This window comes from Blautia ammoniilytica (assembly GCF_025566965.1).
Taxonomy (GTDB): Bacteria; Bacillota; Clostridia; order Lachnospirales; family Lachnospiraceae; genus Blautia_A; species Blautia_A ammoniilytica.
Genome location: NZ_JAOQJL010000001.1, coordinates 195,681 through 209,214, shown reverse-complemented (window position 1 = coordinate 209,214; position 13,534 = coordinate 195,681). Strand labels below are relative to the sequence as shown.

Annotated in this window: 13 protein-coding genes and 1 riboswitch; of the genes, 1 reads left to right on the top strand and 12 read right to left on the bottom strand. The window is 44.1% G+C overall.

Going from position 1 to position 13,534, the window contains the following annotated elements; all coding sequences use genetic code 11:
• Positions 1-27: 27 nt before the first annotated feature.
• From frr to OCV61_RS00850, 10 genes are all read right to left on the bottom strand, one after another.
• On the bottom strand, positions 28-579 hold the full coding sequence (gene frr / locus OCV61_RS00895) for a ribosome recycling factor (protein WP_158420175.1): 552 nt from the start codon (positions 577-579) through the stop codon (positions 28-30).
• 34 nt (positions 580-613) lie between these two features.
• Positions 614-1,309, bottom strand: coding sequence for a UMP kinase (gene pyrH, locus OCV61_RS00890; protein WP_158420227.1), 696 nt, complete (start codon positions 1,307-1,309; stop codon positions 614-616).
• Between the two features lie 93 nt (positions 1,310-1,402).
• A complete protein-coding gene (locus OCV61_RS00885) occupies positions 1,403-2,365 on the bottom strand; it encodes a hypothetical protein (RefSeq protein ID WP_158420173.1) in 963 nt (320 codons plus the stop codon).
• A gap of 212 nt (positions 2,366-2,577) precedes the next feature.
• A complete protein-coding gene (locus OCV61_RS00880) occupies positions 2,578-3,099 on the bottom strand; it encodes an acyl-CoA thioesterase (RefSeq protein ID WP_158420172.1) in 522 nt (173 codons plus the stop codon).
• A gap of 10 nt (positions 3,100-3,109) precedes the next feature.
• Positions 3,110-3,580 carry an SsrA-binding protein SmpB gene (gene smpB, locus OCV61_RS00875; protein WP_158420171.1) on the bottom strand — a complete coding sequence of 157 codons (471 nt, stop codon included), beginning with the start codon at positions 3,578-3,580 and terminating at the stop codon, positions 3,110-3,112.
• A 24-nt stretch (positions 3,581-3,604) separates the two neighbouring features.
• A complete protein-coding gene (gene rnr, locus OCV61_RS00870) occupies positions 3,605-5,818 on the bottom strand; it encodes a ribonuclease R (RefSeq protein ID WP_416796798.1) in 2,214 nt (737 codons plus the stop codon).
• A gap of 177 nt (positions 5,819-5,995) precedes the next feature.
• A complete protein-coding gene (secG, locus tag OCV61_RS00865) occupies positions 5,996-6,232 on the bottom strand; it encodes a preprotein translocase subunit SecG (protein ID WP_158420169.1) in 237 nt (78 codons plus the stop codon).
• A gap of 119 nt (positions 6,233-6,351) precedes the next feature.
• Positions 6,352-7,671 carry a phosphopyruvate hydratase gene (eno, locus tag OCV61_RS00860; protein WP_158420168.1) on the bottom strand — a complete coding sequence of 440 codons (1,320 nt, stop codon included), beginning with the start codon at positions 7,669-7,671 and terminating at the stop codon, positions 6,352-6,354.
• Between the two features lie 97 nt (positions 7,672-7,768).
• The gene (locus OCV61_RS00855; protein ID WP_158420167.1) at positions 7,769-8,173 is read right to left on the bottom strand and encodes an amino acid-binding protein; all 405 of its coding nucleotides are present in this window, start codon (positions 8,171-8,173) and stop codon (positions 7,769-7,771) included.
• Positions 8,174-8,195: 22 nt separating this feature from the next.
• Entirely contained in the window at positions 8,196-9,266 is a 1,071-nt protein-coding gene (locus OCV61_RS00850; protein WP_158420166.1) for a M24 family metallopeptidase, read from the bottom strand.
• Between the two features lie 615 nt (positions 9,267-9,881).
• Here OCV61_RS00850 and OCV61_RS00845 point away from each other — a divergent pair.
• Entirely contained in the window at positions 9,882-10,712 is an 831-nt protein-coding gene (locus OCV61_RS00845) for a delta-lactam-biosynthetic de-N-acetylase (protein WP_158420165.1), read from the top strand.
• Here OCV61_RS00845 and OCV61_RS00840 read toward each other — a convergent pair whose 3' ends face one another.
• Positions 10,713-11,591 (bottom strand): DegV family protein, encoded by an 879-nt coding sequence (locus OCV61_RS00840; RefSeq protein ID WP_158420163.1) that lies wholly within the window; start codon positions 11,589-11,591, stop codon positions 10,713-10,715.
• A gap of 388 nt (positions 11,592-11,979) precedes the next feature.
• Complete coding sequence (locus OCV61_RS00835) at positions 11,980-13,389, bottom strand: alanine/glycine:cation symporter family protein (protein ID WP_158420161.1); 1,410 nt, start codon at positions 13,387-13,389, stop codon at positions 11,980-11,982.
• Positions 13,390-13,496, bottom strand: a riboswitch (glycine riboswitch).
• Between the last annotated feature and the right edge of the window lie 38 nt (positions 13,497-13,534).

Below are 13,534 nucleotides of genomic sequence, written 5' to 3'. Positions count from 1 at the left end.
TTGCAGCAGTCCTCCCATATATAGCGCTTATACTGTCATAATTTCTTTGGATTTCTTATCAACTGCAGCATCTACATCCTTGATATACTTATCTGTCAGTTTCTGGACTTTCTCTTCAAGTTCCTTTACTTCATCTTCAGAAACATCTTCTTTTTTCAGTTTCTTGAAAGCATCATTGGCATCCCTGCGGATATTGCGGACAGCAACCTTCGCTGCTTCCCCTTTCTTCTTAACATCCTTGACAAGCTCTTTACGACGGTCCTCTGTAAGTTCCGGGAAAAGAAGACGAATCACCTTGCCGTCATTACTTGGATTCAGGCCCAGGTCAGAACACAGAATAGCTTTCTCGATCTTCTTGATCAGACTGTTCTCCCATGGCTGGATCTGGATCAAACGTGCTTCAGGAACGGTAATATTGGCTACCTGCTGAAGGGGGGTAGGTGTTCCATAGTAATCTACTGTCAGCTTATCAAGGATATGCGGATTAGCGCGTCCTGCACGGATCGTTGTAAGCTCTGTCTCAAAACCACTCAGGGTCTTTTTCATTTTGTCCTCATATTTCTGAATTCTCTCATCCATTGTTCAATCTCCCTCTCCTGTTATTCTCTATTTTCTACACGGTTACTTTTGTACCGGAGAATTTACCATGAACAGTATTTACAATACTGTTCTCTTCCTCAAGACCAAATACCAGCATAGGCATCTTCTGCTCCAGACACATAATAGATGCAGTAAGATCCATAGCTGCCAGTTTCTTATCAACCACTTCCTGTATGGAAATCTCATCATACTTCACTGCATCCGGATTTACCTTGGGATCACTGTCATAAATACCATCCACTGCTTTTGCAAGAAGGATAGCATCTGCGCTGATCTCCACTGCACGAAGCACAGTCGCTGTATCTGTAGAAAAATAAGGATGACCTGTACCACCGGCAAAAAATACTACCTTACCCTGTGCAAAGCTCTCCTCTACGCTGTCCTTGGAATACAGTCTGGTAAATGCACCACAGGTAAATGGCGTATAAATCTCTGTAGAAAGGCCTACATATCTGCAGATATCGGATACATAAATGCAGTTCATGATAGTAGCGAGCATACCAATCTGATCTGCCTTGCTGCGCTCCATGGCACCGCTGGTACGTCCCCGCCAGAAATTGCCGCCTCCGATCACGATCCCTACCTGAAGACCTTCAGATACGATCTGGTGGATCTGCTTCGCAACTCCGATCACTGTAGCCTCATCAAAGCCTGTCTTCTTAGGGCCTGCCAGTGCCTCACCACTTAATTTTAATAGTACTCTTTTCATTTCCATTGTAAAATCCTGCCTTTGCTTCGATTATTCTCTGGTTAATGCTCACTCTGCTCGTCGTAACCTGCTCCTGCCAAATGGCAGTACTTATTACCATACACCTGCAACAATCTCATTCCCACTCTCGTCCACAGTAGTAGAAACTGTAAAAGATGGATAATAATGGTAGCCTGTCTCTCCAGTCTCCGGCTCATTCTGATAGTCACTGCCCTGGGGCTCCCCACATGCTGCGATCAGGTTGTCCAGGGACTGCCCGATATACTGCTCTGCCACGCTGGCACTATTGTCTGTAGGATCTGTATTATTAGGATCCGGGGTAGGAGTAGGAGCAGTAGTAGCAGCCGGTGCAGAGGTCACTCCAGGAGTAGGTGTAACATCTGTATCATTGTCGCTTCCATCTGTACTCTGTCCATCATCATCGATCAGCCCCAGACGCTTCTTAACCTCTGTAAGTGTGGAGGTCTCCTTCTTGCTGCTGCCTGTTAAGTAAGTAGCATAGGGAATAGAAGAATCTCCTGAGCCATCCATCTTCAAAGTGATCTGGCTGATATTCTGAAGAGGGATCTTTCTGAAGAAGCACTCGCTCTTATTCTCATCTGTGTAAGAAATACGGATGTCATAGCTGGAAACGGTATTACCAGATGCATCCTTGGCATTCTTCTCAAAGTAGTACAGGGCCTTATCCCCATCCTTCAAAGTAAACATACCGTTCACAAGATCATCACCCCAGTCATCATCCTCATCGGAATTAGGACGGATATAGATCCTGGCAACTTCAGAACCTGTCTTATTGATCACAACCACCTTGGAAGATGTGCTTGTCTTCTCTCCCATAATATTGGTAATATCTTCATCTGTGCTCTTTTCCATATCCACCAGTTCTGTGTCACTGCCGGAAGAGCCATCTTTCTTCTGTTCATCTGATGCAGGTGCTACTGTTACCTGCGTCTCAGACTGTTTTCCATCGTCTTTGCTCTTTTTTCCACATCCACATCCTGCTACAGCTGCCACACAGACAAGCAGCCCTGCCAGGATTAGATAACGTTTTTTCATAATATATATTCCTCCCGAAAATTGGATCATAAACAATAAAGACCTGGACATAAATCATAACTGTTCTGTACCCTCACAGTTACAAATCCAGTAAAAATACTATTTTATTATTACAGAGTATCCCCATCTTGTCAACCAACCCCGGCAGGATTTCATACAATTTTTAGACTTTTGTTTTTATAAAAGGATAACCGCTTTTCACTGAATATCTTCTAAAATCCTGTCTTCATACGGTTCTTCCGCATGTTTTTCCTAAGGAGCCCTGCCTCATGTCTGCCCTTTTCTGCCTCAGTACAAATCTTAAGCCCCGGTACCTGCATAGGATGCTCGTTTTCGTCCATTGCCACCATGACAAAAAATGCACGGTTCACAGAATAGCGCATGCCATCTGACCTTTCCACATACGTATCGATTTCCACTTCCATAGAGGTATTACCTACACAGGTAACATATCCGATCAGTACCAAAAGCTCTCCTTCATAGGTTGCTTCTTTAAACTGAAGATTATCAATGGCAGCTGTGGTCACACGGTTGGTGCCTGCATGACGCATGGCCACCACACTGGCCACCTCATCTGCCCACTGCATCAGCATTCCCCCAAACAGACGGCCGCCTGCATTTAAGTGCTGATGCATAATCAAATGTACCTGTTCTGTCCTTGAATCTGCCACAGTACGAATCCGTCGCTCTTTATCCTGAATTTGATTTTTCTCCATGAATCCTGCTTTCTTCATGCTGCCTCCATCAGTACAGATTCTTTACCTTAAAGTCTCGTTCAGCCTCTCGTCTCTGGTCTTTCTTTGCAATATCCTGACGTTTGTCATACAGTTTCTTTCCTCTTGCCATTCCGATCTCCACTTTCACCAGGCTGTTCTTAAAATACACCTTTAATGGTACAAGTGTCAGGCCTTTCTCCTTCAGCTTTCCTTCGATCTTGTTGATCTCGTATCTGTGCAGAAGAAGCTTCCTTACACGAAGAGGATCTTTATTGAAAATATTCCCCTTTTCATAAGGACTGATATTCATACCATATATGAACATCTCCCCTCTCTCTGACCGAACATAGGATTCTTTGATACTGCATTTCCCCATTCGGAGAGATTTTACCTCTGTGCCAGCTAGTGCGATCCCGGCTTCATAGGTATCTTCTATAAAATAATCATGAAAGGCTTTTTTATTATTTGCGATCAGTTTGATCCCAGGTTTCTTCGCCATTGGCTCTCTCCCTTTCTTATATTTTTACGGATGGACTACTGTAAAATCCACAGTCTTCAAAAATGTATCTGCATCTGCTACCCGGACCTTTACCTTCTGGCCCAGCCTGTATACCTTCCGGGTCATGTCTCCCCGTAGTTCATAAGTTTCTTTGTCAAAGGTGTAATAATCATCCCGTAATGTATTTACATGTACAAGTCCTTCTACTGTATTGGGAAGCTCCACATAAAAGCCCCAGCCAGTAACACCGGAAATGATCCCTTCATATTCTTCACCCAGATGATAGGACATGTATTCTGCCTTTTTCAGCTTATCAGACTCCCTTTCTGCCTCATCAGCCCTGCGTTCACAGGCACTGGACTGCTGTGCCACATCCTCCAGGATCTCCTGATAATGTTCCGTCCTTCCTTCTCGGATCAGGCGTCCCCTTAAATTATCTTTAATGATCCTGTGGATCTGAAGATCCGGATATCTGCGGATAGGAGAAGTGAAATGGCAATAATACTTTGCAGCCAATCCGAAATGACCGCTGCACTGGGTAGTATACCTGGCCTGCTTCATGGTGCGAAGAGTAAGACGGCTGATCTGCGGTTCATTCTCCAGCCCCTGGATCTGCTCCAGGATCTGCTGTATCTCCTTGGGAGTGATCTCCTGGCCCATCTTCTGTACAGCCACTCCCTGATTACGCAATAGGGTCAGCAGACTTTCCACCTTTTCTGGATCCGGATTATCGTGCGTCCTGTAAACAAATGGTTTTCCCTCTTTACAGTATTCTTCTGCCACAGTCTCATTTGCCATCAGCATAAAGTCTTCAATGATCCTGGTAGCTACATTAGCTTCATAAGGCTTTACATCGATAGCCCTTCCTGCTGCATTCAGGATGATCTTGCTTTCCGGAAAATCAAAATCAATGGAACCTCTGTGATGTCTGCTTTCACGGATGATCCCTGAAAGTTCTTTCATAAGGAAAAACATGGGAATCAACGATGCATATCTTTCTTTTGCCTGTGGATCCGTATCCTCCAGAATATTCTTAACATCTGTGTAACTCATCCGCTCATCCACACGGATCACAGTCTCTGCGATCTGGTAGGAAATCCGCTTTCCTGATGAATCAATATCCATCAGACAGGAAAGCGTAAGGCGGTCCTGTCCCTGATTCAGGGAGCAGATCCCATTGGAAAGCCGCACCGGAAGCATAGGCACCACACGGTCTGCCAGGTAAACGCTGGTGCCCCTTTTCAAGGCTTCACGGTCCAATGCACTGCCGCCCTGCACATAATTGCTAACATCTGCAATATGTACTCCCAGGTGATAGATATCTCCCTCTTTTGTCAGGGAAATCGCATCATCCAGATCCTTTGCATCCTCACCGTCAATGGTAACCGTCAAAAGATGGGTCAGATCCAGCCTGCCATCCCTGTCTGCATCCAGCACATGATCCGGTACACGTTCTGCCTGACGCAGCACCTTATCCGGAAATTCACTTGGAATTCCAAAGCTTTTCACAATAGCCAGGATGTCTGTCCCTGGCGCTTTCATACTCCCCAGATCCTCGATCACCTTACCTTCTGGGCTTTTGTTCTTAGTGCCGTAATCTGTGATCTGAACAACCACCTTATCTCCATCCCGGACTCCCTTGGAATCCTTCTTGGGAATAAAAATATCTTTGGAAAATCGGGGATTATCACTGAGAACAAAGCCATAATCCCGGTTATTCTGATACGTACCTACAATCTGGATAGTACCCCGCTCCAGGATCTTCACAACAGCGCCTTCCCTGCGTTTTCCATCCTCCGGCTCCCTGGTCACAACTACCACTACCCGGTCCTGGTGCATAGCTGTTCCTGTATTTTCCTCCGGAATATATATATCCTCTTCCAGTTCTTCGGTTTCTACAAAGCCAAAGCCTTTATTGTGCCCGATAAATGTCCCTTCATACCTGGGCATATCCGCAAGATCTTCCTGGAAATGATTTTCTGTCAGTCTTTTTTTAACCCGGTTTTTTTCTTTTCCGCTGTTCCATTCTTTTACAGCTTTTGAATCTTTTTCCCTGATCTTGTTTTTTTTCTTTTTACCGGATACTTTGGAATACCTGCCTTTTTTGTCCTGCTGTGCCTTGCCCTCCTGCTCCAGTTCATCCAACACCTGCCACAATTCTCTTTTTTCTTCCTTTGACAGGCCAAGCAAAGAGGCCATTTCCCGCAGCCGCATAGGCTTGTAGACAGGATCTCCCATTAATTCCAGTATGAATTTTTTCCTTTTGTCTGTATTATTTCTTCCGCTCAAAATATCTCCTTTGATAAAAAAAAGGCTGTTGTAATATGCAACAGCCTTTCCCATTTACTAACTTATACACAATGTCCACAGCATAAAGCTGTAAAACCTGCGGCTTGTCCTGTCACTGGAATATGCTTAGAAATTCAGGTTCAGAACTACAGCAAGCACAAAGAACAGAACTCCCATCACAGAAGTAGCTTTAACAAGGCCGCCTTCCATGGTACGTCCCTTATTCTTTCCCCAGTAGGTATCTGCTGCTCCTGCAATTGCGCCCAGTCCCTGAGACTTTCCTTCCTGCATCAGGACTACTACGGTAAGGGCAATACAATCTATAGCAAAAATAACTGTCAATATCGTTCTTAAAATCTCCACTCTGTTACACCTCCTAATCAACTGTTTTTCATTGTATCATAGGTAAAGTGGGATTTCAACTGTTTTTCCAAAATGTTTTTATAATGTTTTGTTAAAATTACTGAAAACATACAAACAGATCAAGAAAATGGATTCTGATAGATTGCCAGTCCACCCAGATGCTCATGGATCCGAAGAAGCTGATTGTATTTGGCATTCCGCTCAGATCTGCATGGTGCTCCTGTTTTGATCTGCCCTGCTCCTGTTGCCACTGCCAGATCGGCAATAAAAGGGTCCTCAGTTTCCCCGGAACGGTGGGATATGACAGAACGATATCCTGCACGATGAGCCATTTCCACAGCATCCAGGGCTTCTGTTACCGTTCCGATCTGATTCACTTTGATCAGAATCGCATTGGCAGCATCCAGACGGATCCCACAGCCAAGTCTTTTAATATTGGTAACAAAAAGATCATCTCCTACCAGCTGAAGATGGCTTCCCAGAGCCTTTGTCAAATTCTTCCAGCCTTCCCAGTCATCCTCATGAAGTCCATCCTCCAGAGACACAACAGGGAAATCCTGAGCCAGCGTCTGATAATAATGGATCATCTCTCCACTGTCCCGTAATACTTCTTCCCCTGTCATCTGACTTTCTCCAGGGAAAACATAAACTCCTCTTTCTTCATCATACAATTCACTGGCAGCCGCATCAATTGCGATTCCAATCTCTTTGCCCGGCTGATAACCACTTTTTTCAATGGCCTCCATGATCAGCTCCAGAACCTGCCTGGAGTCCTTCACATCCGGTGCAAAACCGCCTTCGTCGCCCACTCCGGTATTCATATTTCTCTGTCTGAGGATACATTTCAGATGCTGATATATTTCTGCACTCATTCGCAATGCTTCCGGAAAGCAGTCCGTCCCAAGGGGCATGATCATAAATTCCTGCAGATCCACCGTATTGTCTGCGTGACAGCCCCCATTCAGGATATTCATCATAGGCACAGGCAGCCGGCTGGCATGACAGCCTCCCAGATATTGATAAAGGGGAATCCTCATGGCCATGGCACTTGCCCTTGCTACTGCCATGGATACTCCAAGTGTAGCATTTGCCCCCAGATTCCCCTTGTTGTCTGTCCCGTCTGTGTACTGCAAGATCTGGTCAATGTACATCTGATTTAAGGCATTCTCTCCCAGAACTGCTTCAGCAATCTTCGTATTCACATTTTGGACTGCTTTCTCCACACCCAGCCCCAGATATTTGTCTTTTTCCTGATCCCTTAGCTCTACAGCTTCAAATTTCCCTGTAGATGCTCCTGAAGGTACCATTGCTCTTGCTGTATATCCATTGATCCCGATCACACCTTCTCCTACTGTAACTTCTACTTCTACCGTAGGATTGCCTCTGGAATCCAGTACTTGTCTTGCGTGAATCTTTCTGATAGGAAGATACCGTAACATGTTTTTACCTCCTGATATTTATGAAGGTAGTTTTTCCTGTAACAGCATTTTCTATTCAAAACAGATCCTTTTATCACATTTTCATTTTGACTGCAGCTTAAAGGGAAATAAATCCTTTGCTTTTCAGGCAGGCTTCTACCTCCAGAATATCCTCTACATGAAGGATCATAATGGGGCGTCCTGTATCCCTGTTAAAGGACAGGTACAGATAATCAATATTTACATTACTGTCAAGAAAACTCTGAAGAAGATTGTTAAGATTTCCCACTTCATCCTTAACCTCGATCCCCAGGACATCGGTAAGCTTACACAGAAATCCTGCTTCGGTCAATGCCTTGCCAGCCTTGTCCGGATCCGATACCACCATACGTACAATACCATACTCAGCACTGTCATTGGTAACAGATCCAAGAATATTGATATCATTCTCCTGAAGGATCTGTGTCATTTTGTGCATGGCACCTTTTACGTTTTCTGCGAAAATAGACAACTGTTTTAACATAATAATCTCCTCGGTATATGTTCTATTCTACTGGTAACTCGATCAGTTCCTTTGGTGAATGGGCCAGATTTATATGACCTTCTTTTGTAACAACCACCATATCTTCGATCCTTACGCCTCCCAAACCAGGTACATAGATCCCTGGCTCTACGGTTTCGATCATATTCTCCTGAAGAATGCTGTCATCAGACGGAGAAAGCCTTGGATTCTCATGGATGAAAAGTCCTACGCTGTGTCCCAGTCCATGTCCAAAATACTCTCCGTAACCTGCATCTGCAATAATATCCCTGGCAACTTTGTCTACACTTGCTCCGGATTTGCCGGCCTTTAATGCATCCAGTCCGGCCAGCTGCGCTTTCAGAACAACATTATAGATCTCTTTCTGTTTGTCACTTGCTTTTCCAAGGACTACTGTACGGGTCATATCTGAACAATATCCCTTATATTTGCATCCGAAATCAAAGGTGATAAAATCGCCTTTTTCAAATTTCTTTGTACCTGGAATAGCGTGAGGCATAGAGCTGTTCAGTCCTGAAGCCACGATGGTATTAAAGCTGAGATCCTCTGCCCCTTCCTGTTTCATAAGGTATTCCAACTCAGCAGCTGCCTCCAGCTCTGTCATTCCTGGCTTCAAAAGAGGCAGAAGCCTTGCAAATGCTCTGTCGCCAATCTCCTCAGCCATTTTCAGGTATTGGATCTCTTCCTGGGTCTTCACCTGTCTCAGGTCATTGATGCTGCTTTCAAGAGGTACCCAGCACTGAACCGGCAATGCTTTTGTTAATTTTGCAAAATCACAGCAAAGCATTGACTGGTCTTCATAGCCCAAAGCAAAATCACCCTGTACCTGCTCTTTTTCTATACACTCTTTCAGGATTTCTTCTCTTTTATGCTGATTAGACTCCTGGAGCACGGTAAAACTGCTTTCCTTTGCTGCTGCTTCCGTATATCTGGAATCTGTGATCAGGACGGTCTGGGTACCGGAAATATAAAGGGCACCTTCTCCTCCTCTGAATCCGCTTACATGGCGCATATTATATGGGTCTGTGATCAGAATCGCCTGAACCTGTCTGTCCTTCAGAATTTGATCTAACATGATCTGTTCCTCCCTTATCTCTGTCAAATACGCTTGATATTATACCCTTATTCTCCCCAAACCGCAACATCCTGTGCATACACTTTTTACAATCTTCACCTGCCTTTCACCTTTCTGTCTTGCCTTTTATTTTTTCATTTCAGCATTTTCCGAATATCCTTCGGGCAATTGCATGAATTTTCTGTTTTTTTATACATTATTGTTTTATAGTCTTTTATTTGCTATATTTTTTATTTATTTTCTATTTTTCTATTGACACATACAGAATATTCTGTTATAGTAAGCACATAAAACAAAAGGGAAACATAATAAAAAGAAAAGGAGTGATTCCCCCAGAAACGTAGAATTGTTATTCAAATAATCTCCAGGAAAGTGAGGTACAGACCACCGAAATAAGAATTGATTTTCCCATATTCTAAGAAAGGAAGGTACGGTCCACCAAGAACTTAAGCGAAATACCTGAATTGTTTTATTAAACTTTGAAAGTGAGGTACATTCCATTGGACAGTGAACACTGCTAAGAGTCATCGGTTGCTAAGACGGATGGCTCTTATTTTTTCACATATTTTTTACTATTTCTCATAAACTGATACAAATCTTTTCTTCTGAGGTTCTATGAAAAATCTCCGTTTAAAATTTTTTCCCGTCTCAAAAATCCACCTTATGATCCTGGTTCTTTTTGCAGCAGCTTTCTGTACCGGATCCCTGCTTGGCAAAACCACCGGGCAGTTACTGCCTGACTGTGGCAGCGTCAGCGCGTCCTCGGGAAACACCAGCTGGGGCTTAAGCTTTCAGGAAAAAGGAAAACGTCCTATTGGAAATGCGTCCATAGAAGAATTGGAAAAATATAATGCGTACTATGCTGCAAACACAGAAGAAAAAATCATATATCTTACTTTTGACTGTGGTTATGAAAACGGCAATATGCCTAAGATCCTGGAAGCCCTGAAAAAGCATCAGGTATCTGCAGCTTTTTTTGTGGTGGGAAACTTTATTTCAGATCATCCGGATCTTTTAAGAAAAATGATCCAGGCAGGCCACACCATTGGAAATCATACTATGACCCACCCGGATATGTCTTCCATTTCGTCCATGCAAGGATTCCAAAAAGAACTTCAGGATGTGGAAGAGCTTTACCAATCCGCAACCGGGTCCTCTATGCAAAAATACTATAGACCCCCAAGAGGAATCTACAGCCCCGCCAATCTTTCCATGGCAAAAGAACTGGGATATAAAACCTTTTTCTGGAGTCTTGCCTATGTAGACTGGTATCAGGACAAACAGCCAACAAAAGAAGAGGCCTTTGAAAAGCTGCTTGGACGCATCCATCCTGGTGCCATCGTGCTGCTTCACAGTACCTCTTCTACAAATGCTGATATTCTTGATGAACTTCTTACCCAATGGGAAGCCATGGGTTATTCCTTTGGCAGTCTTCAGGATCTATGATCAGACCCGGTTCTTCCCATAATAGATCACAGCCTGGACACCCGGTCCTGTATGTACGCCAATAATAGGGCTCATTGGCATGATCACAACCTGTGCCTGGGGCATTGCTGCAAGAATGTCTGCCTTTAACTTTTCTGCCTGCTCCTGTGCATCCCCATGGCAAAGGAATACATATGGATACTCAGGATCATAATTTTCCGGAATAGATGTATATTTACCGGAAATATAATTCAGGGCTGCTTTTGACCCTCTTACCTTTTCCATAATAGCAAGAGTCCCGTCCTCAGCGATCCGAAGAACAGGCTTGATCTTTAATTTGCCGCCGATCCAGGCAATTGCCGGTGAGATCCTGCCTCCTCGCTTCAGAAAGTCCAGATCATCTACAGTAAACCAGTGGCAGATATTATTTCTGTTTTCTTCCAGCCAGGCGGTATTCTCCTCCAGGCTCATGCCCTTTTCCTGATTTTTCCTTGCGATCAGGGTAAGGATCCCCTGCCCTCCTGTAGCTGCATGGGAATCTACGCAGGAAATCTTCCTGTCCGGATACTCTTCCATCAGGTCAGTGGCAGCAAGCTTTGAGCTTTGCCAGGTAGATGTAAGTCCGCCTGAAAGAGAAAGATACAGAATGTCTTTTCCTTCTTTTAAGATCTTTTCAAAATATTCTGTATAAACCATAGGAGGAATCTGTGAGGTCTTGCCCTGTCCGCCATCACGCAGTTTACCATAGAATTCCTTACTGTCCCATTTTCCCGGATCAGAATGTACCCGCTCTTCTCCATTCAATTCAAACGCCATGGGAATAAGCTGAATGTGACCTTCTGCAAGTATTACTTCCGGAATATCTGCGGAAGTATCTGTCATAATTATATATTCGCTCATGATTTTCTCCTTCACGTTTTTCTTTTCAATATTTATTCAAGAATGCCTCGGCATTCTTGCTGCGAGGTGCGCGTCATGCAATTGCATGACATACTTCTCCTGCGCACCTCTGCAATCCTGCCGGAGGCTATATCAGCTGGGGGATTGACTCCCACCACTGATACCAACTTGTTGCTCACCACCTATAGAGGTGGGAGTCATCTCCCAGCTGATATAATCAGAATCATTCTACCATAGATCATTTATTTTGTAAAAGACAATATTACGATTACAGTGTTGGAAAAGCAGATCTTACGATTACAGTATTGGAATGCAAAACAGAAAAGGAGAACGCCATATGCACAAAACAGAGGGCTGCAGCAGCCCCCTGTTTTATATATTTTGATATTTATTCGTAATTTTTGTGACGTTTAAAGAAATCCTTGGTTTCCCTTACTACCACACCGCTTAATGCAAGCAAAGCGATCAGATTGGGGAAGGCCATCAGTGCATTGAAAATATCCGCAATATTCCATACTGCCGCAACTGTCATATATGGTCCGATAAATACACAGATGATGTAAAGTAAACGATAAGTCTTTACTGCTCCCTGATTCCTGTTAAATAAATATTCCAGACACCGCTCTCCATAGTAATCCCAACCCAGGATCGTGGTAAACGCAAAGAATACCAGACAAATCATCAATGCAAAGGATGCCACCTGTGGAGGGAATGGCAAACCCTTTTGGAAAGCTGCAGTGGTGATCTCTACGCCTTCCAGTCCTGTATTCCAGGTTCCTGTCATAACAATGGCAAGTCCTGTCATGGTACAGATCACAATCGTATCAATAAATGTACCTGTCATAGATACCAGACCCTGACGTACAGGCTCCTTTGTCTGTGCCGCAGCTGCTGCGATCGGTGCACTTCCAAGACCGGATTCATTTGAAAAGATTCCTCTGGCAATACCCTTCTGCATAGCTACAACCATAGTTCCCATCGCTCCGCCTGCCAGGGCACTTCCTGAAAAGGCTGTTTTTACGATCTGGGCAATGGCTGCAGGTACAGCCGTAATATTTGTAATAACAATGATCAATGCAAGTGCCACATATAAAACTGCCATAAAAGGCACAATGACCTGTGATACATTTGCAATACGTTTGATCCCGCCAAGTACAACCAGTCCTACACATACCGTAAGGATCAGACATGCGATCACTGTTGCCCAGGAATAATCTCTTCCCAGGATCGAAACAGTATGTACTGTATCCGGGTCAAAGAAATTCTTAACTGCAGACGCAATACCATTTACCTGGGTAAAAGTACCAATGCCAAACAGTCCAACTCCAGCCCCGAAAAATGCAAAAATCTTGGCAAGCCATCTCCACTGTTTGCCCATACCATTTTCGATATAATAAAATGGGCCTCCAAGTACATGGCCATCTTTATCGATGGTTCGATATTTGATTGCCAGCAAGCCTTCCGCATACTTTGTTGCCATTCCGAAGAATGCTGCTACGATCATCCAGAACAAAGCTCCCGGTCCTCCTGCTGCAATTGCAGTGGCAACACCTACAATATTCCCTGTACCGATGGTTGCAGACAATGCTGTGCAAAGGGCTCCAAAGCTGGTAACTTCACCTTCGCCGCCTTCTTCATTTTTTACCATGAATTTCAGGGCTTTTCCCAAATGCCTTACCTGTAAAACACCTAACCGAACGGTTAAAAGAAATCCTGTGATCAGGATCAGAATGATCAGCGGAAGTCCCCATACGACTCCGTCAAACCATGTGATAAAGTTGTTGATTTGTGTAAACATAATTTTTCCTCCATCCTTTTGCCTGAGAGAATGACAGCTTTACTGCTGCGTACACCTTCGGCGCTCTTCCTCGGATTTTTTTGAAGAGACTCTCCTGAGTTTACGAATCCGCCTTATTTCTGTGCGACTGTGGCGGTCATTCGTA

Coding starts and splice junctions, on each gene's coding strand:
- OCV61_RS00850 (WP_158420166.1), bottom strand. CDS start 9,266: ATGTTAGATCAAATTCTGAAGGACAGACAGGTTCAGGCGATTCTGATC.
- rnr (WP_416796798.1), bottom strand. CDS start 5,818: ATGGGAGATCCTGTCTACAAGCCTATGCGGCTGCGGGAAATGGCCTCT.
- eno (WP_158420168.1), bottom strand. CDS start 7,671: ATGTTACGGTATCTTCCTATCAGAAAGATTCACGCAAGACAAGTACTG.
- smpB (WP_158420171.1), bottom strand. CDS start 3,580: ATGGCGAAGAAACCTGGGATCAAACTGATCGCAAATAATAAAAAAGCC.
- OCV61_RS00885 (WP_158420173.1), bottom strand. CDS start 2,365: ATGAAAAAACGTTATCTAATCCTGGCAGGGCTGCTTGTCTGTGTGGCA.
- OCV61_RS00835 (WP_158420161.1), bottom strand. CDS start 13,389: ATGTTTACACAAATCAACAACTTTATCACATGGTTTGACGGAGTCGTA.
- frr (WP_158420175.1), bottom strand. CDS start 579: ATGGATGAGAGAATTCAGAAATATGAGGACAAAATGAAAAAGACCCTG.
- OCV61_RS00855 (WP_158420167.1), bottom strand. CDS start 8,173: ATGTTAAAACAGTTGTCTATTTTCGCAGAAAACGTAAAAGGTGCCATG.
- pyrH (WP_158420227.1), bottom strand. CDS start 1,309: ATGAAAAGAGTACTATTAAAATTAAGTGGTGAGGCACTGGCAGGCCCT.
- OCV61_RS00840 (WP_158420163.1), bottom strand. CDS start 11,591: ATGAGCGAATATATAATTATGACAGATACTTCCGCAGATATTCCGGAA.
- OCV61_RS00880 (WP_158420172.1), bottom strand. CDS start 3,099: ATGAAGAAAGCAGGATTCATGGAGAAAAATCAAATTCAGGATAAAGAG.
- OCV61_RS00845 (WP_158420165.1), top strand. CDS start 9,882: ATGAAAAATCTCCGTTTAAAATTTTTTCCCGTCTCAAAAATCCACCTT.